The 22288-nt window shown below is 69.9% G+C and carries 22 protein-coding genes; 15 read left to right on the forward strand and 7 right to left on the reverse strand.

The window, feature by feature from the left end:
* Window positions 1-36 precede the first annotated feature (36 nt).
* Window positions 37-1338, forward strand: a complete 1302-nt coding sequence (locus tag DEU35_RS16445) for a M20/M25/M40 family metallo-hydrolase (RefSeq protein ID WP_116240155.1) — start codon at window positions 37-39, stop codon at window positions 1336-1338.
* Window positions 1339-1346: 8 nt separating this feature from the next.
* A complete protein-coding gene (locus DEU35_RS16450) occupies window positions 1347-2192 on the forward strand; it encodes an undecaprenyl-diphosphate phosphatase (RefSeq protein ID WP_116240156.1) in 846 nt (281 codons plus the stop codon).
* Between the two features lie 169 nt (window positions 2193-2361).
* On the opposite strand, the gene DEU35_RS16455 is transcribed toward DEU35_RS16450, so the two are convergent.
* On the reverse strand, window positions 2362-3228 hold the full coding sequence (locus tag DEU35_RS16455; RefSeq protein ID WP_103209675.1) for a PAC2 family protein: 867 nt from the start codon (window positions 3226-3228) through the stop codon (window positions 2362-2364).
* Window positions 3229-3355: 127 nt separating this feature from the next.
* Here DEU35_RS16455 and DEU35_RS16460 point away from each other — a divergent pair, with 127 nt between their 5' ends.
* The 9 genes from DEU35_RS16460 (at window position 3356) to lnt (ending at window position 13307) form a co-directional block, all read left to right on the forward strand.
* The gene (locus tag DEU35_RS16460; RefSeq protein ID WP_103209672.1) at window positions 3356-4054 is read left to right on the forward strand and encodes an HAD family phosphatase; all 699 of its coding nucleotides are present in this window, start codon (window positions 3356-3358) and stop codon (window positions 4052-4054) included.
* Window positions 4051-5070 (forward strand): tRNA (adenine-N1)-methyltransferase, encoded by a 1020-nt coding sequence (locus DEU35_RS16465; protein ID WP_116240157.1) that lies wholly within the window; start codon window positions 4051-4053, stop codon window positions 5068-5070. The genes DEU35_RS16460 and DEU35_RS16465 overlap by 4 nt, the downstream gene beginning before the upstream one ends.
* Before the next feature lie 9 nt (window positions 5071-5079).
* Window positions 5080-6027: an FKBP-type peptidyl-prolyl cis-trans isomerase gene (locus tag DEU35_RS16470; protein WP_141376824.1), complete on the forward strand. Its 948-nt coding sequence runs from the start codon at window positions 5080-5082 to the stop codon at window positions 6025-6027.
* A gap of 88 nt (window positions 6028-6115) precedes the next feature.
* Complete coding sequence (locus tag DEU35_RS16475; protein ID WP_116240159.1) at window positions 6116-7108, forward strand: YafY family protein; 993 nt, start codon at window positions 6116-6118, stop codon at window positions 7106-7108.
* Entirely contained in the window at window positions 7105-8079 is a 975-nt protein-coding gene (locus tag DEU35_RS16480; RefSeq protein WP_103209663.1) for a YafY family protein, read from the forward strand. Before DEU35_RS16475 ends, DEU35_RS16480 begins: the two co-directional genes overlap by 4 nt.
* 88 nt (window positions 8080-8167) lie before the next feature.
* Window positions 8168-8419 carry a Sec-independent protein translocase subunit TatA gene (gene tatA / locus DEU35_RS16485; RefSeq protein ID WP_056231943.1) on the forward strand — a complete coding sequence of 84 codons (252 nt, stop codon included), beginning with the start codon at window positions 8168-8170 and terminating at the stop codon, window positions 8417-8419.
* Between the two features lie 63 nt (window positions 8420-8482).
* Entirely contained in the window at window positions 8483-9244 is a 762-nt protein-coding gene (tatC, locus tag DEU35_RS16490; protein WP_103209991.1) for a twin-arginine translocase subunit TatC, read from the forward strand.
* Window positions 9241-11724 carry an RNA helicase gene (locus tag DEU35_RS16495; protein ID WP_116240160.1) on the forward strand — a complete coding sequence of 828 codons (2484 nt, stop codon included), beginning with the start codon at window positions 9241-9243 and terminating at the stop codon, window positions 11722-11724. Before tatC ends, DEU35_RS16495 begins: the two co-directional genes overlap by 4 nt.
* On the forward strand, window positions 11721-13307 hold the full coding sequence (gene lnt / locus DEU35_RS16500) for an apolipoprotein N-acyltransferase (protein ID WP_103209658.1): 1587 nt from the start codon (window positions 11721-11723) through the stop codon (window positions 13305-13307). The genes DEU35_RS16495 and lnt overlap by 4 nt, the downstream gene beginning before the upstream one ends.
* 15 nt (window positions 13308-13322) lie before the next feature.
* Here the strand turns inward: lnt and DEU35_RS16505 are convergent, their stop codons facing one another.
* The 4 genes from DEU35_RS16505 to DEU35_RS16520 all read right to left on the reverse strand — a co-directional run bounded on the left by DEU35_RS16505 (window position 13323) and on the right by DEU35_RS16520 (window position 16020).
* On the reverse strand, window positions 13323-13694 hold the full coding sequence (locus DEU35_RS16505) for an RNA polymerase-binding protein RbpA (RefSeq protein WP_056231926.1): 372 nt from the start codon (window positions 13692-13694) through the stop codon (window positions 13323-13325).
* A 93-nt stretch (window positions 13695-13787) separates the two neighbouring features.
* Window positions 13788-14585, reverse strand: a complete 798-nt coding sequence (locus DEU35_RS16510; RefSeq protein ID WP_103209656.1) for a glycerophosphodiester phosphodiesterase family protein — start codon at window positions 14583-14585, stop codon at window positions 13788-13790.
* Window positions 14585-15532, reverse strand: a complete 948-nt coding sequence (locus DEU35_RS16515) for an SPFH domain-containing protein (protein ID WP_116240161.1) — start codon at window positions 15530-15532, stop codon at window positions 14585-14587. The genes DEU35_RS16510 and DEU35_RS16515 overlap by 1 nt, the downstream gene beginning before the upstream one ends.
* Complete coding sequence (locus tag DEU35_RS16520; protein WP_103209652.1) at window positions 15529-16020, reverse strand: NfeD family protein; 492 nt, start codon at window positions 16018-16020, stop codon at window positions 15529-15531. The genes DEU35_RS16515 and DEU35_RS16520 overlap by 4 nt, the downstream gene beginning before the upstream one ends.
* 144 nt (window positions 16021-16164) lie before the next feature.
* On the opposite strand from DEU35_RS16520, the gene DEU35_RS16525 reads away from it, so the two are divergent.
* A complete protein-coding gene (locus DEU35_RS16525) occupies window positions 16165-16929 on the forward strand; it encodes an SDR family oxidoreductase (RefSeq protein ID WP_103209650.1) in 765 nt (254 codons plus the stop codon).
* A gap of 2 nt (window positions 16930-16931) precedes the next feature.
* Window positions 16932-18902 carry a S9 family peptidase gene (locus tag DEU35_RS16530; protein ID WP_116240165.1) on the forward strand — a complete coding sequence of 657 codons (1971 nt, stop codon included), beginning with the start codon at window positions 16932-16934 and terminating at the stop codon, window positions 18900-18902.
* Window positions 18903-18954: 52 nt separating this feature from the next.
* On the opposite strand, the gene DEU35_RS16535 is transcribed toward DEU35_RS16530, so the two are convergent.
* A complete protein-coding gene (locus tag DEU35_RS16535; RefSeq protein WP_103209648.1) occupies window positions 18955-19503 on the reverse strand; it encodes an HdeD family acid-resistance protein in 549 nt (182 codons plus the stop codon).
* Between the two features lie 72 nt (window positions 19504-19575).
* Window positions 19576-20505 carry an AEC family transporter gene (locus DEU35_RS16540; RefSeq protein WP_116240162.1) on the reverse strand — a complete coding sequence of 310 codons (930 nt, stop codon included), beginning with the start codon at window positions 20503-20505 and terminating at the stop codon, window positions 19576-19578.
* A gap of 97 nt (window positions 20506-20602) precedes the next feature.
* Here DEU35_RS16540 and DEU35_RS16545 point away from each other — a divergent pair, with 97 nt between their 5' ends.
* Window positions 20603-21295, forward strand: a complete 693-nt coding sequence (locus DEU35_RS16545) for a class I SAM-dependent methyltransferase (protein ID WP_181904681.1) — start codon at window positions 20603-20605, stop codon at window positions 21293-21295.
* Window positions 21296-21373: 78 nt separating this feature from the next.
* Window positions 21374-22147 (forward strand): dienelactone hydrolase family protein, encoded by a 774-nt coding sequence (locus tag DEU35_RS16550; RefSeq protein ID WP_116240164.1) that lies wholly within the window; start codon window positions 21374-21376, stop codon window positions 22145-22147.
* Window positions 22148-22288 lie beyond the last annotated feature (141 nt).

Raw genomic sequence — 22288 nt, forward strand, 5'->3', positions numbered from 1 at the left:
CGGGGGAACGCACTCGCCCCCGGTACCGTAGAGCGCATGCCCGAGCTCGACACCGATATCCCCGAGGTCGCCCGCGTCGCCCGCGACCTCATCCGGTTCGACACCTCGAACTACGGCGGGGGGCGAGCCGAGGGCGAGCGCGAAGCGGCCGAGTACGTCGGTGCATACCTCGAAGCCCTCGGCCTCGAGGTCGAGTACTACGAGCCCATCGAGCGTCGCACGAACGTCTGCGCCCGCATCCCCGGGCGCAACCCCGACAAGCCCGCCCTGATCCTGCACGGCCACCTCGACGTGGTGCCGGCCGTCGCCGCCGACTGGAGCGTCGACCCCTTCGCGGGCGAGATCCGCGACGGCGTGCTCTGGGGTCGCGGGGCCGTCGACATGAAGGACATGGATGCCATGATCCTCACCGCCGTCGCCGACGTGCTGCGCGCGGGGGAGCAGCCCGAGCGCGACATCATCGTGACGTTCTTCGCCGACGAGGAGAACGGCGGAGTGGAGGGCTCGGCGCTCGTGGTTGAAAACCGCCCCGAGTGGTTCGCCGGGGCCACCGAGGCCATCAGCGAGGTCGGCGGGTACTCCATTTCCGTGGGCGACCGCCGCGCGTACCTGCTGCAGGTGGGCGAGAAGGCCCTCGTCTGGATCAAGCTCGTCGCGCGCGGTCGCGCGGGCCACGGCAGCGGCCTGCACCCCGACAACGCCGTGACGAGGCTCGCCGAGGCCGTCGCGGCCCTCGGCCGCACCGAGTGGCCGATCCGCCTCACCGACACCACCAGGCAGTTGCTCGAGGGCCTGGCCGAGATCACCGGCGACGACGCGGGCGACCCCGACGCTCTCGCCCTGCGCACCGGCGCGGCATCCAGCTTCATCCGTTCCACCCTGCGCACGACGACGAATCCGACCGGCCTCACCGCCGGCTACAAGCACAACGTCATTCCCGACCGCGCCGAAGCGCTCATCGACGTGCGCGTGCTCCCCGGCACCGAAGACGCGGCTCTCGCCGACATCCGCCGGATCGTCGGACCCGACGTCGAGATCGAGATCGTCCACCAGGACATCGGCCTCGAGGTGCCCTTCTCGGGAGACCTCGTCGACGCGATGATCGCACAGCTCGGTCGGCACGATCCCGGCGTGCCGGTCGTGCCGTATCTCATGGGCGGCGGCACCGACAACAAGGCCCTCGCCGGCCTCGGCATCGCCGGTTACGGATTCGCACCGCTGCGCCTTCCCGCCGATCTCGACTTCACCGGGATGTTCCACGGGGTCGACGAGCGCGTCCCCGTCGACGCGCTCCAGTTCGGTCAGCGAGTCCTCGCCGACCTCATCCGCACGTACTGAAGGACCGCATGCATATCTTCGAGGTCATCGTCCTCGGGCTCGTCCAGGGCCTCACCGAGTTCCTCCCCATCTCCTCGAGTGCCCACCTGCGCATCGTGGGGGAGTTCCTCCCGTCGAAGACCGACCCCGGCGCGACGTTCACCGCCATCACCCAGATCGGCACCGAGCTCGCGGTGCTCATCTACTTCCGCAAGAAGATCGTCCGGGTCATCTCTCGATGGTTCGGCTCGCTCACCGGCAAGGTGCCCCGCACCGACCCCGACTCCCGCATGGGCTGGTTGGTCATCATCGGCACGCTGCCGATCGCGCTGCTCGGCGTGCTGCTGCAGAGTCTCATCCGTGACAACTTCCGGAGCCTGTGGATCACCGCGGTGGTGCTCATCGTCTTCGGCATCCTGCTCGGTCTCGCCGACCACTACGGAAAGCGTCGTCGGGAGCTCGACGACCTGACCTACCCGCACGGTATCGCGTTCGGTGTCGCGCAGGCCCTCGCTCTCGTCCCCGGCGTCTCTCGCTCGGGGGCGACCACGACCCTCGGCCGCGCCCTCGGGTACACGCGCACGGCGGCCGCGGAATACTCGTTCCTCCTCGCCGTCCCCGCGGTCTTCGCGAGCGGGTTCTTCGAGCTGTACAAGAGCTTCGACGAGGGTACCGGCCCGTACAACCTCGGTGAGACGGCGCTGGCGACCCTCATCGCGTTCGTCGTCGGCTACGTTGTGATCGCCTTCCTCATGCAGTACCTCAAGCGCGGCAGCTTCCTGCCGTTCGTGATCTACCGCGTGGCCCTGGGGGTGCTGATCATGGTGCTGCTCACGTTCGGCGTGCTGCCGGCGTACTCCGCCATCACCGGTTGATCCCGGATGCCGCGAAGGCGTCGTCCCGTTCGGGGCGGCGCCTTCGTCGTGCAGACGAGGGTCCCGGCGGTGCGGCCAGACTCCGCCCCGACCCGGGGTGGTGGCGCTCAGGCAGAGAGAGGTACGCGAGCCCGTCGAAGGGACCGGGGGAGGCGTCGGCGAGTCCTCGTCAGCGCCGGGGCGGGTCGTCGCGACCGGGCTTGGTGGGGCCGTCGCCGCCACGGCGGAGATAGCGCTCGAACTCCTGGGCGATCGCGTCTCCCGAGGCTTCGGGAGAGTCCCACGTGTCGCGGGTCTGCTCGAGCTGGCGGATGTACTCGCTCATCTCGTCGTCGTCGGCCGCGGCCGCATCGATCGAGGCCTCCCACAGGCGCGACTCGTTCTCGAGGTCTCCGCGCGGCACGGCGATCCCCGTGACGGACTCGAGTTTCTCGAGCAGGGCGAGGGTGGCCTTGGGGGAGGGTGTGTGCCCGGCGACGTAGTGCGGCACGCTCGCCCACAGGCTCGCGGTCGGGATCCCCACCGTCTCCGACACATGGCCGATGGCGCTCAGGATGCCGACCGGCCCCTCGTACAGGCTCCGTTCGAGCCCCAGCGACTGGCGTACGGCCTCGTTGTCGCTGCCGGCGAACACCGAGATGGGCCGCGTATGCGGCACGTCGGACATCATCGAGCCCAGCGCCACGAAGCCCGAGACGTCCTCGCGCAGGGCGACGTCGATGAACTCGGCCGCGAACGCCTGCCAGGCGCGCGCGGGCTCGACCCCCACGAGCAGCCAGATCTCGGCCTCGTCGGATCGCTCGACGGGACGCAGCAGCGTGGCTTCGGGCCAGCTGAGGGTGCGGCGCCCCTCGGCATCCAGTCCGACCTGGGGGCGCGTGTACTGGTAGTCGAAGTACAGTTCGGGGTCGACCGTGTGGACGACCTCGTACTCCACGTCGGCCCGCAGCATCGCTGCGGCCGCCGACGCGGCTTCTCCGGCATCGTTCCATCCGTCGAACGCGGCGACGATGATCCGGCGACCCAGTGCGTCCACGCAACCTCCTCTGCCCCGTCGGGGCTGGCTTCCAGAATAGGCGCACCCGCGCGCACCGAGCCGGTCCCGGCCCGCGCGGGCCTCGCGTCGAACGGGGCGGAAGCGGCGCCCTCAATAGGATGGAGCGATGACTTCCCCCGCTCCCGCCGCCGTCCTCTGGGACATGGACGGCACGCTGGTCGACACCGAGCCGTACTGGATGGCCGCGGAGACCCCGCTCGTAGAGCGCTTCGGCGGCTCGTGGTCGCACGAGCAGGCGCTCGGCATGGTCGGGCTCGCCCTGGAGGATTCCGCGCGCTTGTTGCAGAACGCGGGAGTGCCCTGGGGCGTCGACGAGATCATCTCCTACCTCACCGACGAGGTGCAGCGTCAGCTCGCCGTCACGGGCGTGCCGTTCCGCCCGGGTGCCCGTGAGCTGCTCGCCGACCTCCGCGCCCACGGGGTCAAGACCGCCCTCGTGACGATGTCGATGCGCCGCATGGCGCTGTCGGTGGTCGAGCTCATCGACTTCCCGGCCTTCGACCTCGTGGTCGCCGGCGACGACGTCGAGCGCCCGAAGCCTTACCCCGATCCCTACCTGCAGGCCGCCGCCGCACTCGGCGTCGACATCCGCGACACCGTGGCGATCGAGGACTCCCCGAACGGACTGCGCTCGGCGATCGCCAGCGGCGCCGTCGCGCTGGGAGTGCCCCTCATGGTGCCGCTCGAGGGGGTCGGCGCGCACGAGCTCTGGCCGAGCCTCGAGGGTCGCGCGACCTCCGACCTGCGGGCGCTCCACACCGCGCACGCCCCGACACACCCCGAAGAGACACGAGTCACCCGATGAGCGAGACCCCCCACCTGAGCGGCCCCTTCCGGGTCGGCGATCGGGTGCAGCTGACCGGCCCCAAGGGGCGCATGCACACGATCACCCTGCGCGAAGAAGGCGAGCTGCACACCCACAACGGCGTGCTGAAGCACTCGCTCCTCGTCGGCGAGCCCGACGGCAGCGTGGTGACCAACAGCTCCGGCCACGACTACCTCGCCGTCCGCCCCCTGCTGCGCGACTTCGTCATGTCGATGCCGCGTGGTGCGGCGATCGTCTACCCGAAGGATGCCGCGCAGATCCTCGCGCAGGCCGATATCTTCCCCGGCGCCACCGTCGTCGAAGCCGGCGTCGGTTCGGGCGCGCTGTCGCTGTGGCTCCTGCGTGCGATCGGCCCGGCGGGGCGGCTGCTCTCGTTCGAGCGCCGCGAAGAGTTCGCCGAGGTCGCCCGCGCCAACGTCGAGACGTTCCACGGCGAGCTGCCCGCGACCTGGGAGGTCGTCGTCGGCGATCTCGTCGGGAGTCTCCCCGATGCCGTGGCCCCCGCCTCGGTCGACCGCATCGTGCTCGACATGCTCGCGCCGTGGGAGTGCATCGACGCCGCGGCCGACGCCCTGACCCCGGGCGGCGTGGTGCTCTGCTACATCGCCACCGCCACACAGCTCAGCCGTGTGGCCGAGTACATCCGCGCGACGGGACTGTTCACCGAGCCGGATGCGAGCGAGACCATGGTCCGCGGGTGGCACGTCGAGGGCCTCGCGGTGCGCCCCGACCACCGCATGGTGGCGCACACGGGCTTCCTCATCACCGCCCGCCGCCTGGCGCCCGGTGCCATTCCTCCCGAGGTGAAGCGTCGCGCGTCGAAGTCGAGCTACGGCGACGAAGACGTGGAACTGTGGACGCCCGGTGCGGTCGGCGACCGTCAGATCACCGACAAGAATCTCCGCAAGCGCGTGCGCGAGGCGCAGAAGTCGGCCGAGGGTGTTCGGCAGTCCGTCGCGGGCGCCTCGTCGGAGGACCCCGGTTCGACCGCCTAAACTGATCCGGTGCGTAGACTCCCCGCTCTCGTGGCCGTGACCGCCCTGGCCGGATTCGGCCTCGTCGGGTGCTCGGCATCCGCCGCTTCGTCGTGCCCGACGCCCACCGACAGTGCCATCGCCTCGGTGGTCGACGCGAGCGGTGACTTCGGCACCGCGCCCACCGTGTCGGTGCGCTCGCCCTTCGTTCCCGAAACGGCCGGGACGCAGACGCTCATCGAGGGCGACGGTCAGCGCATCACGAGCGACGACCAGCTCTCACTGGTCGATGTGACGGTGTTCGACGCCGCCACGGGCTCGCAGCTCGTCGCGACGACCTACGCTTCCGACGTGAAGTCGGCGACGCCCCTGCCGCGCCTGACACAGGCGATCCCCGCGATCGCGCCGCTGCTGCACTGCGTGGCCGAGGGCTCGCGCGTCGCGGTCGCCATCCCCGGCTCCGAGCTGGGCACCCAGGGTGCGCAGGCCCTCGGCGTCAACGAGGGCGACGGGGCGGTCTTCGTCTTCGACGTGCGCAAGGTCTTCCTCCCCGCCGCCGACGGCGCCGACCAGTACAACGCCGACTCGGGCATGCCCTCGGTCGTCCGCGCCCCCGACGGCACGCCCGGCGTGGTCATCCCCGCCGGCGACGCACCGACGCAGACGCGGTCGCAGACCATCAAGAAGGGCGACGGCGACGTGCTGACCGCCGACTCCTCGGTGGTCATCCACATCCAGGGTGTCGCCTGGGGCGCGACCACCACCTTCGCCTCGACGTGGAAGAACGGCGCGCCCGGACAGGCGACCGTGTCCCAGCTCCCGCCGGCCCTCGCCTCGGCGCTCGAGGGGCAGACCGTCGGGTCGCAGGTGCTTGTCGTCGTGCCCGCCGACCAGACCGCCCAGGACCAGCAGATCCTCAAGGCTCCCGCCAATTCGGCTCTCGTCTACGTCGTCGACGTCCTCGGGACGGTCAGCTGATCGGCATCCGCTGATCCGATCGGCGTCAGCGCGGTCGGCGAACGCACCGCTCTGCACCGGCTGGACGCTCGACGCCTAGGATGGGCGGGTGCCCGCCACCGTCTCCCGCAACGCTCCCGAGGAGCGTCTGGTGAACCTCGTCGTCGCCCTCATGGCGACCGAGCAGGGGCTGACGAAAGACACGATCCTGTCGTCGGTGGCCGGTTACCGGGAGCAGCTCGAAGCGGGCGCGTCGAAGGACGCGCTCGAGAAGATGTTCGAGCGCGACAAAGAGAGCCTGCGCGGTCTCGGCGTTCCGATCGAGACGATCGGCAATCGTGCGGATCCCGACGACCTCCGCGAGGCGCGCTACCGCGTGCCGACCGCCGAGTACGCCCTCCCGGAGGACATCACCTTCAGCCCCGCCGAGGTCGCGCTGCTGAACATCGCGGGCGGCGTGTGGGGGACCGAGTCGCTCTCGGCCGATGCGCGCAGCGGTCTGCGCAAGATCCGTGCCCTCGGCATCGCCGTCGACGAGCCGATCATCGGGTACTCCCCGCGCATCCGCGTGCGCGACGCTTCGTTCGCCGCTCTGCAACGGGCGATCGAGCAGAGCCGCGTCGTGACCTTCACCTATCTGCGCCCGGGTGAGGCGCGCCCGCGGGAGCGACGCGTGCAGCCTCTCGCGCTCGTGGAGTACGAGGCGCGGTGGCACGTCTACGGCTACGACCTCAATGTCGACGCCGACCGCACGTTCCTTCTCTCGCGGATCGTCGGCGAGGTGACGATCCTGCGCAAGAGCTTCCCCGCCGCGCTACGCGAGGGCGCGGGCGAACGAGCGCTCGACGGTCTGCGTGCCGTCGCCGCCCGTCAACGCGCTCTGCTCGAGGTGCACCCCGGCACGGAGGCCGCCCTGCGCCTGGACCGCCGCGCCGAACAGGCGCCCCAGGGGATCCGCGTGCCCTACGTGGATCTCCACGTCTTCGCCGACGAGCTCGCCTCGTACGGCCCCGAGGTGCGCGTGGTCGAGCCCGCCGACCTGCGCACCGAGGTGATCCGCCGACTCGAGGCGACGTTGGCCCTGCACGGGGGTGCTCCGTGAGCGACGATCGTCCTGTCGCCGCACTCGACCGCGCGGCGCTTCTGCTGCAACTGGTGCCCTACCTGCTGGGTAAGGGCGAGGTCTCGGTGACCGAGGCCGCCGCCGAGTTCGAGGTCGCTCCCGAACAGATGCGCGCGATGGTCGAGCGTCTGACGGTGATCGGCCTCCCGGGCGAACGGGGGTACTGGCAGCTTCCGCACGACCTCTTCGACATCGACTGGGATCTGCTCGATCGCGACGACGTGATCGCCATCACGAACACCGTGGGGTTGGAGCGGTCCCCGCGCCTGACCGCCCGCGAGGCGGCCGCTCTGCTGGCCGGACTCCAGCTGGCGCGAAGCCTGCCGGGCTTCGGCGACAGCGAACTCGTCACGGGGCTTCTGTCGAAGCTCGCGCGGGGAGCAGCAGCCGCCCCGGCGGCGGTCATCGTCGCCCCCGGCCCCGTCGACGGCGTCCGCGACGTGGTCGACGAGGCTCTTCGCTCCCGCGTCGCGGTGACCTTCACCTATCGCGCCCCCGGCGCCGAGCCCATCACCCGCACGGTCGACCCGATCAAGGTGCACATCGCGAACGGCCAGTGGTACCTGCAGGGCTGGGATCATCTTCGTCAGGCCGTGCGTACTTTCCACCTCGACCGTGTGAGCGAGGCCCGTGTCACCGACATCCCGGCCGTACACGGCGCCGACCCGGTGCCCGAGCTGTTCGCGCCGGCCGACGACGAGGTCGTCGCGCGCTTCCGTTTTCCGCGCGAGGTGGCGCCCCTGCTGTCCGACTACCTCGAGCGCGCCGAGGTCGAGGAGGCCGACGGCGGCCGGGTCGTTGCCTCGCTCCGTCTGGCCGACGAGCAGAGCCTCAAGCGGCTCGCGGCGCGTCGCGGGGGAGAGGTCGAGCTGTTGGAGCCCGCGGGGGCGCGGCGCGCGGCCGCAGCCTGGGCGTCCGCGGGGCTCGCGCAGTACGCGCACGAATCCTGACCGATCCCGCAGGGTTCCCGCGCGTCGGAGCACAGCACCATCGCCCGGGTTAGACTGAAGAACCGCCCGAACGAGACGAGGAGTCGACATGTTCCAGGGTTTGACCGGATGGCACCTGCTGATCGTTCTCGCTGTCATCCTTCTTCTGTTCGGTGCCGCCAAGCTCCCCGCTCTCGCCAAGAGCATGGGCCAGTCGGCACGCGTCTTCAAGAGTGAGATGAAGGAGATGAAGCGCGACGACGAGGTCGCCGCCGCATCCGAAGCCCCGCGCGCCACCGACATCGGCACGACGCCGACCGTCGCCCCCGAGCCGCGCAGGTCGACCGACCCCACCGTCTAACCCGTGGCGACGGCAGGACCGCCGCGGATCGACGTGCCCGAAGGACCGCGGCGCGACAAGCGCATGTCGATCGGCGCGCACCTGGTCGAGCTGCGCAAGCGGCTCATGATCGCGGCGCTCGCGCTCGTGGTCGGCATGGTGGTGGCCTTCATCATCACCGACCCGATCATCCACCTCATCACCGAGCCCATCCGCGTGATCGCGGAGCGGCGCGGCGACGACTTCTCGGCGCTGAACTTCACCTCGGTGACATCGGCGTTCGATCTGCGCATGCGCATCGCGTTCTCGATCGGCATCTTCCTGTCGGCGCCGGTGTGGCTCTGGCAGATCTGGGCGTTCATCATGCCCGGGCTCACGCGCAAAGAGATCCGTTACACGGTCGGGTTCGTGGCATCCGCGGTCCCGCTCTTCTTCGTGGGCTGCTGGGTGGGACTGCTGATCGTCCCGCACGTGATCGAGCTCATGTGGGGCTTCACCCCCGAGGGCGGCGTCAACTTCTACAACGCGGTCGACTACTACGACTTCGTTTTCAAGCTGATGATCGTCGTGGGCGTCGCCTTCGTGCTTCCGGTGTTCCTGGTCGCGCTGAACGTCGCCGGCATCATGAGCGGCAAGGCGATCCTCAAGGGCTGGCGCGTCGCCATCCTCATCGCGACCCTGTTCTCGGCGCTGGCTACCCCCGCGGCCGACATCATCAGCATGCTGATGCTGGCCGGCATCCTGACCGTCCTGTTCTTCGCTGCGGCCGGGGTGTCGATGCTCTTCGACCGGCGCAAGGCCCGCCGCCTCGCCGCGGCCGAGATGCCGTCGGGGCCCATCGCGTGAGTTCCCCCAGTCCGGCCGAGCGTTTCGCTCGCGCCGCCGCCCGGTCCACGCACCCGCACACGGCGGACTTCGCCGAGATGCAGCGCTTCGAGCTCGACGACTTCCAGATCGCCGGATGCCACGCCCTCGAGGACGGCCGAAGTGTGCTGGTGGCCGCCCCCACCGGGGCCGGTAAGACGATCGTCGGCGAGTTCGCCATCCATCTCGCGATGCTCGAGCCCGGTGACAAGGCGTTCTACACGACCCCCATCAAAGCGCTGTCCAACCAGAAGTTCCACGAGCTGCAGGAGGTCTACGGCGACGACGAGGTGGGCCTGCTGACCGGAGACACGAACATCAACGCCTCGGCACGCATCGTCGTGATGACGACCGAGGTGCTGCGCAACATGCTCTACGCCGATTCGCCGGCCCTCCGCGGCCTGCGCTTCGTCGTGATGGACGAGGTGCACTACCTGGCCGACCGTTTCCGCGGGGCGGTGTGGGAGGAAGTCATCATCCACCTCCCGCCGTCGGTGAAGCTCGTGTCACTGTCGGCAACCGTCTCGAACGCCGAGGAGTTCGGCGATTGGCTCGACACCGTGCGCGGCGACACCGAGGTGATCGTGTCGGAGACCCGACCCGTGCCGCTCGAGCAGCACGTCCTGGTCCGCGGCGATCTGCTGCCCCTGTTCGACGATCGCGCGGGGGTCGCCACGGCCCAGGTGAACCAGGAGCTCCTGCGCATCCGCGGAGGCAACGCCGGCGGGTACGAGAACAACCGACGTGCTCAGGAGTATCGCTCACAGCGTCACGCGGGCGGCCCGCGCCACGCGCACCAGCGCCGCGGCGGCCACAAGCCTCTGCGCGCCCAGCAGGGGCCGCGCATCGAGCGCATCGACCGCCCCGAGGTCGTCGAGCTGCTGCAGCGCAACCACCTTCTCCCCGCGATCTTCTTCATCTTCAGCCGTGCCGGATGCGATGCGGCGGTGCAGCAGCTGCGTCGCGCGAACGTGCGCCTGACCTCGGCCGAAGAGCGCGTCGAGATCCGCCAGATCGTCGACGAGCTGACCTTCACGCTCAAAGACGAAGATCTCGCCGTTCTGCACTTCTGGGAGTGGCGCGACAACCTCGAGCGCGGCATGGCGTCTCACCATGCGGGACTGCTCCCGGCATTCAAAGAGGTCGTCGAGGAACTCTTCCGCCGCAAGCTCGTGAAGGTCGTCTTCGCGACCGAGACCCTCGCCCTCGGCATCAACATGCCCGCGCGGACGGTCGTGCTCGAGAAGCTCGAGAAGTTCAACGGCGAGGCCCGCGTCGCGATCACGTCGGGGGAGTACACGCAGCTCACGGGTCGCGCCGGTCGCCGCGGCATCGACGTCGAGGGCCACGCCGTCGTGCAGTTCACCGAGGGACTCGACCCCCAATCGGTCGCCGCCCTCGCATCTCGGCGTACGTATCCGCTCAACTCGAGCTTCCGGCCCACGTACAACATGGCCGTCAACCTCATCGATCAGTTCGGCCGCGCCCGTGCCCGCGAGATCCTCGAGTCGTCGTTCGCGCAGTTCCAGGCCGATCGTTCGGTCGTCGGCCTCGCCCGCCAGGTGAAAGAGGCCGAGGAGTCGCTCGCCGGCTACGAGAAGGCCATGACGTGCGACCGCGGCGATTTCCGCGAGTACTCCACGATCCGCCGCGAGCTGAGCGACCTCGAGAAGATCAATCGACGGGATGCCACGGCACCCCGCCGCCTGCGCGACGAGCGACAGCAGCAGATCCAGTCGCTGCGCAAGCGGATGCAGCGGCACCCGTGCCAGTCCTGCCCCGACCGCGAGGCGCATGCGCGCTGGGCGGAGCGCTATTGGAAGCTCAAGCGCACCACCGACAAGACCCGCCACCAGATCGATCAGCGCACGGGCACCGTCGCGCGCGTCTTCGACCGTGTGGTCGAGGTGCTCGCGACCCTCGAGTACGTGGCGATCGAGGACGACGGCGCCACCGTGCTGACGCCCGCCGGGCGCACGATGCGCCGCATCTACGGCGAGCGCGATCTGCTCGTGGCGGAGTCGCTGCGCCAGGGTCTGTGGGAGGGGCTGGACGCCCCCTCGCTCGCGGCCCTCGCGTGCTGCCTCGTGTACGAACCGCGGCGCGACGAGGCCGGCCCCGGGGAGCGCGGTCTGCCGCGCGGTGCCTTCCGGGTGGCCCTGGACGCCACGCAGACGTTGTGGCAAGAGCTCGACGACCTCGAACGCGACCACCGTCTGCCGGGCTCCGAGTCGCCCGCGTCGGGTCTCGCGCCGGCGATGCACGCGTGGGCGAAGGGTCTCCCGCTCGACAGCGTGCTGACGCTCGCCGACATGGCGGCGGGCGACTTCGTCCGCTGGGCGAAGCAGACGATCGACCTGCTCGACCAGATCTCGCTCGTGGCCGAGCCGAAGCTCGCCAAGACCGCTCGCACGGCGCTCGACGCGGTTCGCCGCGGCATCGTGGCGTACACCTCGGCATGAGCCGCTCCTCGGCGACCGCTGACGCGACGGCGACCCCGGCGCCGCTGCTGCGTCTGGCGTTCGCCGCCCCCCTGGCCGTGGTGGCGGGACTGCTGCTCGTCACGGCGTTCCCCGCGCTGGCGTGGTGGCCGATGGCGTTCCCCGCCGTCGCTCTGGCGCTCGTGACCCTCATCGGTCGACGGTTCTGGTCGGCCGTGCTGATCGGCTTCCTCTTCGGGGTGGCGTTCTTCTCGGTCAACCTCCTCTTCACCGCCCGCTACCTCGGGCCCGTGCCCTGGGCGGCGTTGTTCGTGCTCGAGGCGCTGCTGACGGCCGTTCTGGCCGTCCCGATCGCGCTGGCGTACCGCTGGCTGCCGCGGGTCGCACCCGGGCGCGTGGGGCGCCTCGTGCTTCTTCCGGCGCTCGTGGCGGCCCTGTGGACCCTCCGGGAACAGATCGTGGGCTCCTGGCCCTACGGCGGCTTCCCCTGGGGACGCATCGGCGTCTCGCAGGTGAACGGGCCCTTCGCCGAGGTCGCGTCGTGGGTCGGCATGTCGGGATTGTCCTTCCTCGTGGTGCTCTTCTGCGCGATGGTGATCGAGTTCGTCCGCGCTGGGCGGCTGCGCCGCCCGGTCGCCGCTGTTCCGGCGGCGGCGGTGCTCGTGGTGCTCGCGGGGCTTCCGGCGTTCCCGACCACCGATGCGGGCTCGATCCGTGTGGGGGCGGTGCAGGGCAACGGCCCGGCGGGGTACTTCGACCAGCGCACGCGCAACGCCGTGCTGAACGCGCAGCTCGCGGCATCCGCTCCGCTGTTCGGTCAGAAGATGGACGTGCTGCTGTGGCCCGAGGGGGGCGTCGACTCCGATCCCACCTCGAACCCCGCGACGGCGGCCGCGCTCTCCGAGCTCTCTCGACGCATGGACGCGCCCCTGCTCGTCTCGGCCGTCACCGAACGCGGCGCGGACCTCTTCAACTCGTCCCTTCTGTGGACGGCTTCCGGTCACGAGGGGGCGACGTACGACAAGCGGCACCCCGTGCCGTTCGGCGAGTACGTTCCCGACCGCTCGTTCTGGGAGCCCTTCGCGCCCGACTTGATCGGGCTCATCGGGCGCGAATACACGCCCGGCACGGCGCCGCCGTTGGTCGACCTGAACGGGGTCGGCGTGGGCCTCGCGATCTGCTTCGACGTGATCTACGACGATGTCGTGTGGGACGGCGCCGACGAGGGAGCCGAGGTCTACATGTTCCAGACCAACAACGCGGACTTCCGGGGCACCGACGAGAACCTTCAGCAACTCGCGTTCGCGCAGATGCGCGCGATCGAGACCGGCCGCGCGGTGGTCAACCTGTCGACCGTCGGCACGAGCCAGGTCATCGCCCCGGACGGGTCGACGCTCGACGCTCTGCCGCCCGACACCGCCGGTCACATGCTGACCGACGTGCCGCTGCGTACCGGGCTCACCCCCGCGGTCGTGATCGGACCGGCCGTGAAGATGGTGCTCGGGTGGGGTGGCCTCGCGGCGCTCCTCGCTGCCGGACTGATCGCCGGTGTGGGGGCGCGACGCACGAAGAAGACGCCGGCCCCCGAAGGGGCCGGCGTCTGAATCAGCGGGTCAGCGTCAGGCGCTGAGCTTCTCGTTCCCCGCGCCGCGACGAGCACGGACGAAGGCGAGGCGCTCTTCGAGGAGTTCCTCGAGTTCGGGGATGGTGCGACGCTCCAGCAGCATGTCCCAGTGCGTGCGGGCCGCCTTGTCGGCGCTGTGGTCGACGGTCGCCGTGCCGTCGCCGATGCGAAGAAGGGCCTCGGCGCCGCAGGTGCGGCACTCCCAGGCGTCGGGAACCTCGGCGTCGGCAGCGAAGGTCAGGACGGTGTCGCGTCCGCAGGTGCTGCAGGAATAGGTGTGTTGTGCACGGTCGTGGAACACGACGCCGTCTTCGCTCTGGAGGCTTTGGGCGCCGAGTCGGATGCCGCGGAGACTGCGGTCTGCCATTTTGTGGTCCTCTCGTCGGTCCCCATGTATAACGTCCGCACCTGTGCGCTTTATTCGAACTGCGCGCGTCCTGACGAGTTTCACAGTGGATGCTCAGACAGATGCTGTTCCCCGTCTGTTCACGAGCGCGAGGGCGACGTCCGCGCGGTCGGTGACCAGACCGTCGACACCGAGGTCGAGCAGGCGCGACATGTCGTCCTCGTCGTTCACCGTCCACACGTGTACTTCGACACCGGCCGCGTGCGCGTCGCGGATCAGTCCTCGAGAGACGACCCGGATCGGTCCCTGGCGCTCGGGGATCTGAAGGGCGTCGATGTCGTCGAGGATGCCGCGGACACGCCCTGTCCGGCGCAGGGCGCGAGCGGCCAGGAGCCGCGCGATCGTCCCGGATCCGGGGGAGGTGGCGGGTCGCGTCGTGGCGCCCGCCGCCCGGGTCGCGGCCAGAGTGTCGAGGCGTCGCTCGTCGGAAAAACTCGTGATGAGAACGCGCTCGGTGTGCGGGGCGACGAGCCGACCGACCTCGGCCGCCGCGGCCGCGGCCTTCACATCGAGGTTGAAGCGCACCTCGGGGAATGCCTCGAGCGCTTGGGCGAGCGTGACGAGACCCCCGCGCTCGGCCATCAGCTCCTCGATCTCGTGCAGGCGCACGTCGGCGATCGCCCGGGGGTCGCCGGCCACCCGCTGCAGGTCGTCGTCATGGAACAGCACGACCTCGCCGTCGGCGGTGAGGTGGCAGTCGGATTCGACGTAGTCGGCCCCGGCCGCGTGGGCCTCGGCGACCGCGGCGAATGAGTTCTCGACGACGCCCTGGGTGGCGGCATCCGGGGTCACCAGTCCGCGATGGGCGAGCACGCGCGGGGTGGAGCGGGACAGGTAGGGATGCCGTGTCATCAGGGGGCCGAGTCGCTCGAGCCGGGCACGACGATGGGGGAGTCGTCGCCACCGGTCCGCGAGGCGAATGCTCCCGAGATGCCCTTGAGGGCCTCGGTGAACTCGCTCGGGATGATCCACAGCTTGCTGGAGGAGCTGTCGCTGATCTTCGGCAGCGTCTGCAGGTACTGGTAGGCGAGGAGCTTGTCGTCGGGGCGCCCCTCGTGGATGGCGGTGAACACCGAGTGGATCGCTTCGGCTTCGCCCTGCGCGCGCAGAACGGCCGCCTGCTTGTCTCCCTCGGCCTCGAGGATCGCGGCCTGGCGCCGACCCTCGGCCTCGAGGATCTGGGACTGCTTGGAGCCCTCGGCGGTCAGGATCGCGGCACGGCGATCGCGTTCGGCTCTCATCTGCTTCTCCATCGAGTCCTGGATCGAATGGGGAGGGTCGATCGCCTTGAGCTCGACGCGTCCGACCCGGATGCCCCATTTTCCCGTGGCTTCGTCGAGGACGACGCGCAACTGGCCGTTGATGTTGTCGCGGCTCGTCAACGCCTGCTCGAGGTTCAGCCCGCCGACCACGTTGCGCAACGTCGTCGTCGTCAACTGCTCGACCGCTCCGAGGTAGTTGGCGATCTCGTAGGTGGCGGCGCGCGCGTCGGTCACCTGGAAGTACACGACGGTGTCGATCGAGACGACGAGGTTGTCTTCGGTGATGACCGGCTGCGGAGGGAACGAGACCACTTGCTCGCGCATGTCGATGAGCGGACGCACCCGGTCGACCAGCGGGACGACGAGGTTCAGGCCGGGCGTGAGGGTCTTGTGGTACCGCCCGAGGCGCTCGACCACGCCCGCCCGCGCTTGCGGGATGATGCGGACGGCGCGGAAGAGGACGACGACCACGAAGACCACCACCGCCGCCGCGAGGATCCATCCGATCGTGACGGGGATGATGTTGTCGGCGTTCATGTCGCGACCTCCTGTTCGTGCGCGCGCGGAACGACGGCGCGGACGACGGCGGTGGCGCCGTCGATGCGGACGACCTCGACGCGCGTCGCGGGGTCGAGTCGGATGCCGGTGTCGCTGCGCGCGGTCCACACGTCGCCGTTGGTGAGTTTGACCTGCCCCGGGACGGAGGGCGACACCCGCGACAGCACGAGACCCTGGAGGCCGAGCAGGGCGTCGACACCGGACGGGCGTTCGTCGGCGCCGCGGTGCAGACGCCGGAGCAGCGGAGGCCGCAGGAAGGTCAGCAGGGCGACGGCGGCCAGTGCGGCCACGATCGCCTGCATCCACAGCGGCGCGCCGAACAGGTCGGAGAGGAGCCCCGCGGCGCTGCCCCCCGAGAGCATGAGGAAGGTCAGTTCGCCCGTCAGCATCTCGATGACGACGAAGACGAGGATCAACACGATCCAGCCGATCCAGGCCCACGTGTCGGGAGTGGAGAGAACGTCCATTTCGTGCCTCCTGGCCCGAACGTAGCACCGGGTCGCGCCGCCGGGGTCGGTTCTCATCCAGCACACAGGCTGCCCGCCCCCGGGAGGTGCCGGGTCGGTCGGTAGGCTGGGGAGTCGATCTTTCGAATCGTCAGGAGAACTTCCGTGTCCCAGACCCTTCCGTCCGGCTCCCTGAGCGGCAAGACCGCTCTCGTCACCGGCTCGTCGCGCGGTATCGGCGCCGACACCGTCCGCTACTTCGCCGAGGCCGGCGCGAACGTCGTCATCAACTTCCGCAACAAGGCGCCGCGCGCCGAGAAGCTTGCCGCGCAGCTGCGCGAGCTCGGCGTCGAGGCTCTCGTCGTCGGTGCCGACCTCACCGATCCCGAATCGGTGAAGGCGATGTTCGACGAGGTCGAGCGCACCTTCGGCGGTCTCGACATCCTCGTGCTCAACGCCTCGGGCGGTATGGAGTCGGGCATGGCCGAGGACTACGCGCTGCTGCTCAACCGAGACGCGCAGGTCAACGTGCTCGAGACGGCCCTGCCCCTGCTCACGGCCGAGGCCCGCGTGGTCTTCGTCACCAGCCACCAGGCGCACTTCATCCGCACCACCCCGACCATGCCCGAGTACGAGCCGGTCGCCCTGTCCAAGCGCGCCGGCGAAGACGCTCTGCGCCAGAAGATCCCCGCCCTCGAGGAGCGCGGCATCGGCTTCACCGTCGTCTCGGGAGACATGATCGAGGGCACCATCACGGCCACCCTGCTCGAGCGCGCGAACCCCGGCGCGATCTCGGCCCGCCGCGAAGACGCCGGCAAGCTCTACAACGTCTCGGAGTTCGCGGCCGAGGTGGCCCGCGCCGCGGTCGACCCGGTGCCCGCCGACAACACCCGCCTCGTCGGAGACACGGGTTCGTTCGGAGGCGAGTGATCATGCGGCCGACCGACATCCAGACACTGATCGGGGTCGGTCGGCCCGCGATCGCTGCTACGGGGGCGTTCGCGGTCTTCGCGACCTCGCGCCCCGATCTCGCCGCCGACCGGGCGGTCGGTCAGCTGTGGCGGGTCGACGTGCCCGACGGCTCCCCGCGCCGCATCACGCGCGGGGTAGCGGACCGCGCGCCGCGGCTGTCGCCCGACGACAGCACCATCGCATTCCTCCGTTCCGATGAGAAGGGCCGCGCCCAGATCTTCGTCGTCGCCGCACAGGGCGGCGAACCCGTGCAGGTCACCGACCAGCCCGGGGGAGTGACAGACCTCGCATGGTCGCCCGACGGCTCGCGCCTTGGCTTCACCGCGCGCGTTCCCGAACCCGGGCGGTACGGCACCGTGGAGGGCCGGGATGCCGCAGCCGAACCGCCGCGCCGGATCACCGGCATTCGCTGGCATGCGAACGGTCTCGGCTATCTCGATCGACCCGCGCACGTGTTCGTCGTGGACGCGCCCGCCACCGATGCGGAACCGTTCTACGAGCCGGCCCCCGGACTCGACGCACCCGAGAAGACGGTCGTCGCCGCTGCGTCCACCGCGCTGACGCACGGGGAGACGAGCTGGAGCGGCGTGGTCTGGACGAACGACGGCGCCGAACTGCTCAGCGTGCCCGACGTGATCGAGACGGCGCGCCGCGACCTGCGCGATCGGATCGTCGCGATCGCGGTCGACAGCGGCGAACAGCGCGAGATCCTGGGCCGCGCAGAGAACCTCTCCGTAGCGAGCGTCGACGTCGCCCCTGACGGCACCGTCTTCCTGCTCGCGAACGACGTGGGCGACGAGGGCGCCGACTTCGTCGCTCCCGGCGTCGCGCTCTTCGCGCTCGACGCCGACGGCCCCCGTCTGCTCACCGATCCCGAGTCGATCGACCTCGGCGAGGTCGGCAGCCACCTCTCGTTCGACGGCGACGACGTCCTCGTGCAGGACCGCACCCGCGGGCGCCTGAGGCTGCTGCGGGTGTCGCGCGGCGGGCGGGTCGATCAGGTGCTGGGTGGCGACCTCGAGGTCTCGGGGCACGCGGTCGCGCGGGGGCGGGTCGTGGCATCCGTGGCGTCTCCCGAGTCTTCCGGCGAGCTCGTGACGATCGACGGGCCCGAGGTGCGGGCGCTCACCGCGTTCGGCGGAGCCGCGCGCGAGACGGGCATCGCGGTGCCGGTCGAACACGAGATCGCCGGCCGTGACGGCCATCCGGTGCACGGGTGGGTCGCGGTGCCCGAGGGGGAGGGGCCGTTCCCCGTCATCCTGCAGATCCACGGCGGGCCCTACGCCTCCTACGGCGTGCACCTGTTCGACGAGACGCAGGTCCTCGTCGACGCCGGCTACGCCGTGGTCTACAGCAATCCGCGGGGGAGCGCGGGGTACGGCCGTGCGCACGGGCGGTCGATCCGTCGCCGTATGGGGACGCTCGACTTCTTCGACGTCATGGACTTCTTCGACGGCGTGGTCGGGGCCGATCCGCGGCTCGACGCGCAGCGGGTCGGCGTGATGGGCGGCTCGTACGGCGGCTACATGACCGCCTGGATCATCGCGCACGACCACCGCTTCGCCGGAGCGATCGTCGAGCGCGGATTCCTCGATCCCGCCGCCTTCCCGGGATCGAGCGACATCGGCTCGTTCTTCGGCGACGAGTACGTCGGCACCGACCCGGCGCTCGTGGCCGCCCAGAGCCCCATGGCCGTCGTCGACCGGGTCGCCACGCCCACGCTCGTGCTGCACTCCGAGCTCGACTACCGCTGCCCGCTCGACCAGGCGACCCGGTACTACGCGGCCCTGAAGCGCAACGGCGTCGACGCCGAGATGCTCGTCTTCCCCGGCGAGGATCACGAGCTCACGCGTTCCGGCCGCCCGCAGCACCGCGTGCAACGCTTCGAGGCGGTCCTCGACTGGTGGAGCCGGTACCTGCCCGTGCGGTGACAGAAGAAGGGGCCCGGATGCCGTGGCATCCGGGCCCCTTCTTCTGTCGGCGTCAGACGGCCTTGCCGAACTGGATCGCGCGCACGATCTGGAAGGCGCCGAGGATGACCAGTGAGATGCCGATCAGCAGGAACAGCGTCACCGCGCCCAGCAGCGGCGAGAACAGCAGAACGATTCCGGCGACGATGCTGACGATCGCGAAGAAGACCGTCCACGCGCGCGCCTTCGAGGCGTGACCGGCGGTCGTGAGCGAGACGACGCCCTCGATGATCCACAGGATGCCGACCAGGGTGCCGATGAAGACACCGAACCACGCGGTCGTGGCCGAGAGGTTCGCGAACGAGAAGATGCCCGCGACGATGAAGAGCACGCCGAGGACGAGGTAGCCGATGCGGGCCCAGCCGGAGCGCCAGAACAGGCCGATGCCGATGTTCACCAGGCCCGCGATGATCACGTAGACCGAGATGATGCCGACGGCGACCTCGGCGGTGCGGCCGGGCCAGATGAGGATGAGAAGACCGATGACGAGCGAGAGCGCTCCGCTGACACCGAGCGCGGTGCGCACGGCCCCGACGGCGGGACTGGTCGTGGAGGGCGACATGGCGAGCCTTTCTGTGTAAAAGCTGAGAACAACTCTCACCTTAGACCCGAGGGTTGTCGAGCGCGACGGGTGCTACGCGGGGGAGTGCTCGAGCAGAAGCGCCACCGTGAACAGCACCGGCAGGCAGCCGAGGGTCGAGATGAAGACGACGTCGCGCGACAGGATCTCGCCGACGCCGTAACGCTGCGCGAAGTTGAAGACGTTCTGGGCCGTCGGCAGAGCCGCGAGCACGACGACGATGAAGACCTGATCGGCGGGCAGGGCGAAGAGCGTCGCGACCAGCCACGCCAGCGCCGGCATCGCCACCAGCTTGAGAGTCGAGGCGATGACGACGTCGACGCGGCGTCCCGGCTCGGTCAACACACGCTGGCCGTACAACGACATGCCGTACGACATCAGCAGCACCGGCACGCAGGCTCCCGCGATGAGGTGCAGCGGGTCGAAGACGATGGGCGGCAGGTCGACGTCGAGGAGGGCCACGAGGACACCCAGAGCGGAACCGATGAGCATCGGGTTCTTCGCCGTCTGCAAGAGGATGCGCCCGATGTTGCGGGATCCCGAGGTCGCGGCATCCAGGATCGACAGCGCGATGGGCATGAGCACCAGCAACTGGAACAGGATCACCGGAGCCGAGTACGCCGCGTTCCCGAGCATGTACAGCGAGATCGGGATGCCGATGTTGTTGCTGTTCACCTGGCCCGCCGACAGAGCGCCGATCACCGTCTCGCCCACGCGGCGACGCAGGACCAGGGCCGAGAAGAGGGCGTAGACGCCGATGATGACCGCGGCGGTGATCATCGACACCGGGAGCAGTGCCGAGAACAGGGTCGCGACGTCGGCCTTCGCGAGCACCGTGAACAGGAGGAAAGGCGAGAGGACGAAGAACGTCAGGCGGCTGAGAACGTGTCGCGCGTGCGGACCGAGCAGGTCGATGCGGGCGATGATGTAGCCCACGACGACGGCGAGACCGACGACGGCGAACCCGGTGAAGACGCCGCTCATGCGCCGGGCTTCCGATCGAGGGCGCACAGGGGAGTCATCGGTTCGAGCGTAGCGGGGGTCTTGGCCCGGCTCGTGACGGCGTGATGGGATGAGGCGCATGTACTCGGATTTCGCACCCTTCTACGACGTCGTCCAAGGGGGCGCGGCCGAGGCCTTCGCCGGATGGATCGAGCGGCATGCGGGGGAGTCGGGACCCTCGCGCCGTTCGGTGCTCGAGCTCGGCTGTGGCACCGGAGCCGTGCTCGAACGGCTGCCCTCGAACTGGACCAAGGTCGGCGTCGACGTCTCGCCCGAGATGCTCGAGATCGCCCGGATCAAGAAAATGGATGCCGAGTTCCTCACCGCGGACATCCGCTGGCTGTCGCTGGGCCGAACGTTCGATGTGGTCGCCTGCGTCTACGACACGATCAACCACCTGCCCGGCAGCGATTGGCCCTCGGTCTTCGCCACGGCCGCGGCGCACCTGGCGGATGGCGGGGTCTTCCTGTTCGACATGAACACCCTCGGCCGCTTGCGGGCGGACGCCGGCGAGGAGCACACCACCGAGGCCGACGGGACGACGGTGTCGATGCGGATCCGTGATGTCGGTGACGATCGTTACGACTGGCATGTGCGGATCGAACGTGCGGGCACCGTCGTCGAGGACACGATCTCGGAGTATGCCATAGCGCTGTCCGAGGTGCGCGCGATGCTGGAGGACTCCGGATTCACGCGAGTCGAGGTGAGCGGCGGGCGCGATCAGCCGGTCGGCGACGACGCGCGGCGGCTGTTCTTCGTCTGTCGGCGCTGAGGCGCAAGGCCCGGCTGCCTCCCGAGTCGAGGGTCTAGTCTCCCCAGCGACACGATTCCTCACCTCCGGGAGCACCGCATGACGACGTATTCCGCAGACCTCACCGGCATCCTCAACCGCGAACCCCTCCCGGCATCCGGGATCGACTCCGGCGAGGTCGAGTACCACGTCGACGGGGTCGACTACCGCGGTTACCTCGCTCGTCCGGCAGGGGAGGGGCGGTACCCGGGAGTCCTCGTCGTGCACGACTGGCTCGGGGTGACCGACTACGTCGGGATGCGCTGCGACATGCTCGCCCGGCTCGGCTACGCGGCCTTCGCCGCGGACGTGTACGGCGCCGACGTGCGGCCCGCGCCGGAAGAGGCCGCGGGCGTCGCCGGTGGCTTCTACCAGGACCGGCCGCTGTGGCGGAAGCGCATGACCGAGGCGTTCGACCACCTGGTTTCGCAGCCGTCGGTCGACTCGCAGCGCACCGCGGCGATCGGCTACTGCTTCGGCGGCTCGTCCGTGCTGGAGCTCGCGCGCACGGGCGCCGCGGTCGATGCGGTGGTGAGTTTCCACGGCGGGTTGCTGACCGGACCGGCGGGCGAGGCGGAACGAATCACCGCCAAGCTGCTCGTCCTCCACGGTGCCGCCGACCCCGTCGTTCCCGACGACGCCCTGCTCGCCTTTGAGAACGACCTGCGCACCGCGCCGTCGGTGGACTGGCAGGTGGTCTCGTACGCCAACGCCCTGCACGCGTTCACGCTTCCGGATGCCGACGCCCCCGAGCACGGAGCGCAGTTCCAGGCCGTCGCGGAGCGCCGGAGCTGGACGGCGATGAAGGCGTTCCTGGCGGAGGTTCTCGGCTGAGGGGTTCTTGTCGGTTCCTCGCTCGTCCCCCCCCCCCCCCCCCCCCAACGTGCATGGGACGAGTTTCGGGGGGGGAAATTTCGGGAGGGACAATGTTCTCTCTGGAGTGACCGCCGGGGCGGGGGCTGGAGATCTAGTGCG

The sequence above is a fragment of the Microbacterium sp. AG157 genome (genome assembly GCF_003385695.1).
Lineage (GTDB): Bacteria > Actinomycetota > Actinomycetes > Actinomycetales > Microbacteriaceae > Microbacterium > Microbacterium testaceum.

What these genes read in the sequence shown, in the direction of transcription:
- DEU35_RS16445 (WP_116240155.1), top strand. Translation starts at nt 37, where the DNA reads ATGCCCGAGCTCGACACCGATATCCCCGAGGTCGCCCGCGTCGCCCGC.
- DEU35_RS16450 (WP_116240156.1), top strand. Translation starts at nt 1,347, where the DNA reads ATGCATATCTTCGAGGTCATCGTCCTCGGGCTCGTCCAGGGCCTCACC.
- DEU35_RS16460 (WP_103209672.1), top strand. Translation starts at nt 3,356, where the DNA reads ATGACTTCCCCCGCTCCCGCCGCCGTCCTCTGGGACATGGACGGCACG.
- DEU35_RS16465 (WP_116240157.1), top strand. Translation starts at nt 4,051, where the DNA reads ATGAGCGAGACCCCCCACCTGAGCGGCCCCTTCCGGGTCGGCGATCGG.
- tatA (WP_056231943.1), top strand. Translation starts at nt 8,168, where the DNA reads ATGTTCCAGGGTTTGACCGGATGGCACCTGCTGATCGTTCTCGCTGTC.
- tatC (WP_103209991.1), top strand. Translation starts at nt 8,483, where the DNA reads ATGTCGATCGGCGCGCACCTGGTCGAGCTGCGCAAGCGGCTCATGATC.
- lnt (WP_103209658.1), top strand. Translation starts at nt 11,721, where the DNA reads ATGAGCCGCTCCTCGGCGACCGCTGACGCGACGGCGACCCCGGCGCCG.
- DEU35_RS16505 (WP_056231926.1), bottom strand. Translation starts at nt 13,694, where the DNA reads ATGGCAGACCGCAGTCTCCGCGGCATCCGACTCGGCGCCCAAAGCCTC.
- DEU35_RS16510 (WP_103209656.1), bottom strand. Translation starts at nt 14,585, where the DNA reads ATGACACGGCATCCCTACCTGTCCCGCTCCACCCCGCGCGTGCTCGCC.
- DEU35_RS16515 (WP_116240161.1), bottom strand. Translation starts at nt 15,532, where the DNA reads ATGAACGCCGACAACATCATCCCCGTCACGATCGGATGGATCCTCGCG.
- DEU35_RS16520 (WP_103209652.1), bottom strand. Translation starts at nt 16,020, where the DNA reads ATGGACGTTCTCTCCACTCCCGACACGTGGGCCTGGATCGGCTGGATC.
- DEU35_RS16530 (WP_116240165.1), top strand. Translation starts at nt 16,932, where the DNA reads ATGCGGCCGACCGACATCCAGACACTGATCGGGGTCGGTCGGCCCGCG.
- DEU35_RS16535 (WP_103209648.1), bottom strand. Translation starts at nt 19,503, where the DNA reads ATGTCGCCCTCCACGACCAGTCCCGCCGTCGGGGCCGTGCGCACCGCG.
- DEU35_RS16540 (WP_116240162.1), bottom strand. Translation starts at nt 20,505, where the DNA reads ATGAGCGGCGTCTTCACCGGGTTCGCCGTCGTCGGTCTCGCCGTCGTC.
- DEU35_RS16545 (WP_181904681.1), top strand. Translation starts at nt 20,603, where the DNA reads ATGTACTCGGATTTCGCACCCTTCTACGACGTCGTCCAAGGGGGCGCG.
- DEU35_RS16550 (WP_116240164.1), top strand. Translation starts at nt 21,374, where the DNA reads ATGACGACGTATTCCGCAGACCTCACCGGCATCCTCAACCGCGAACCC.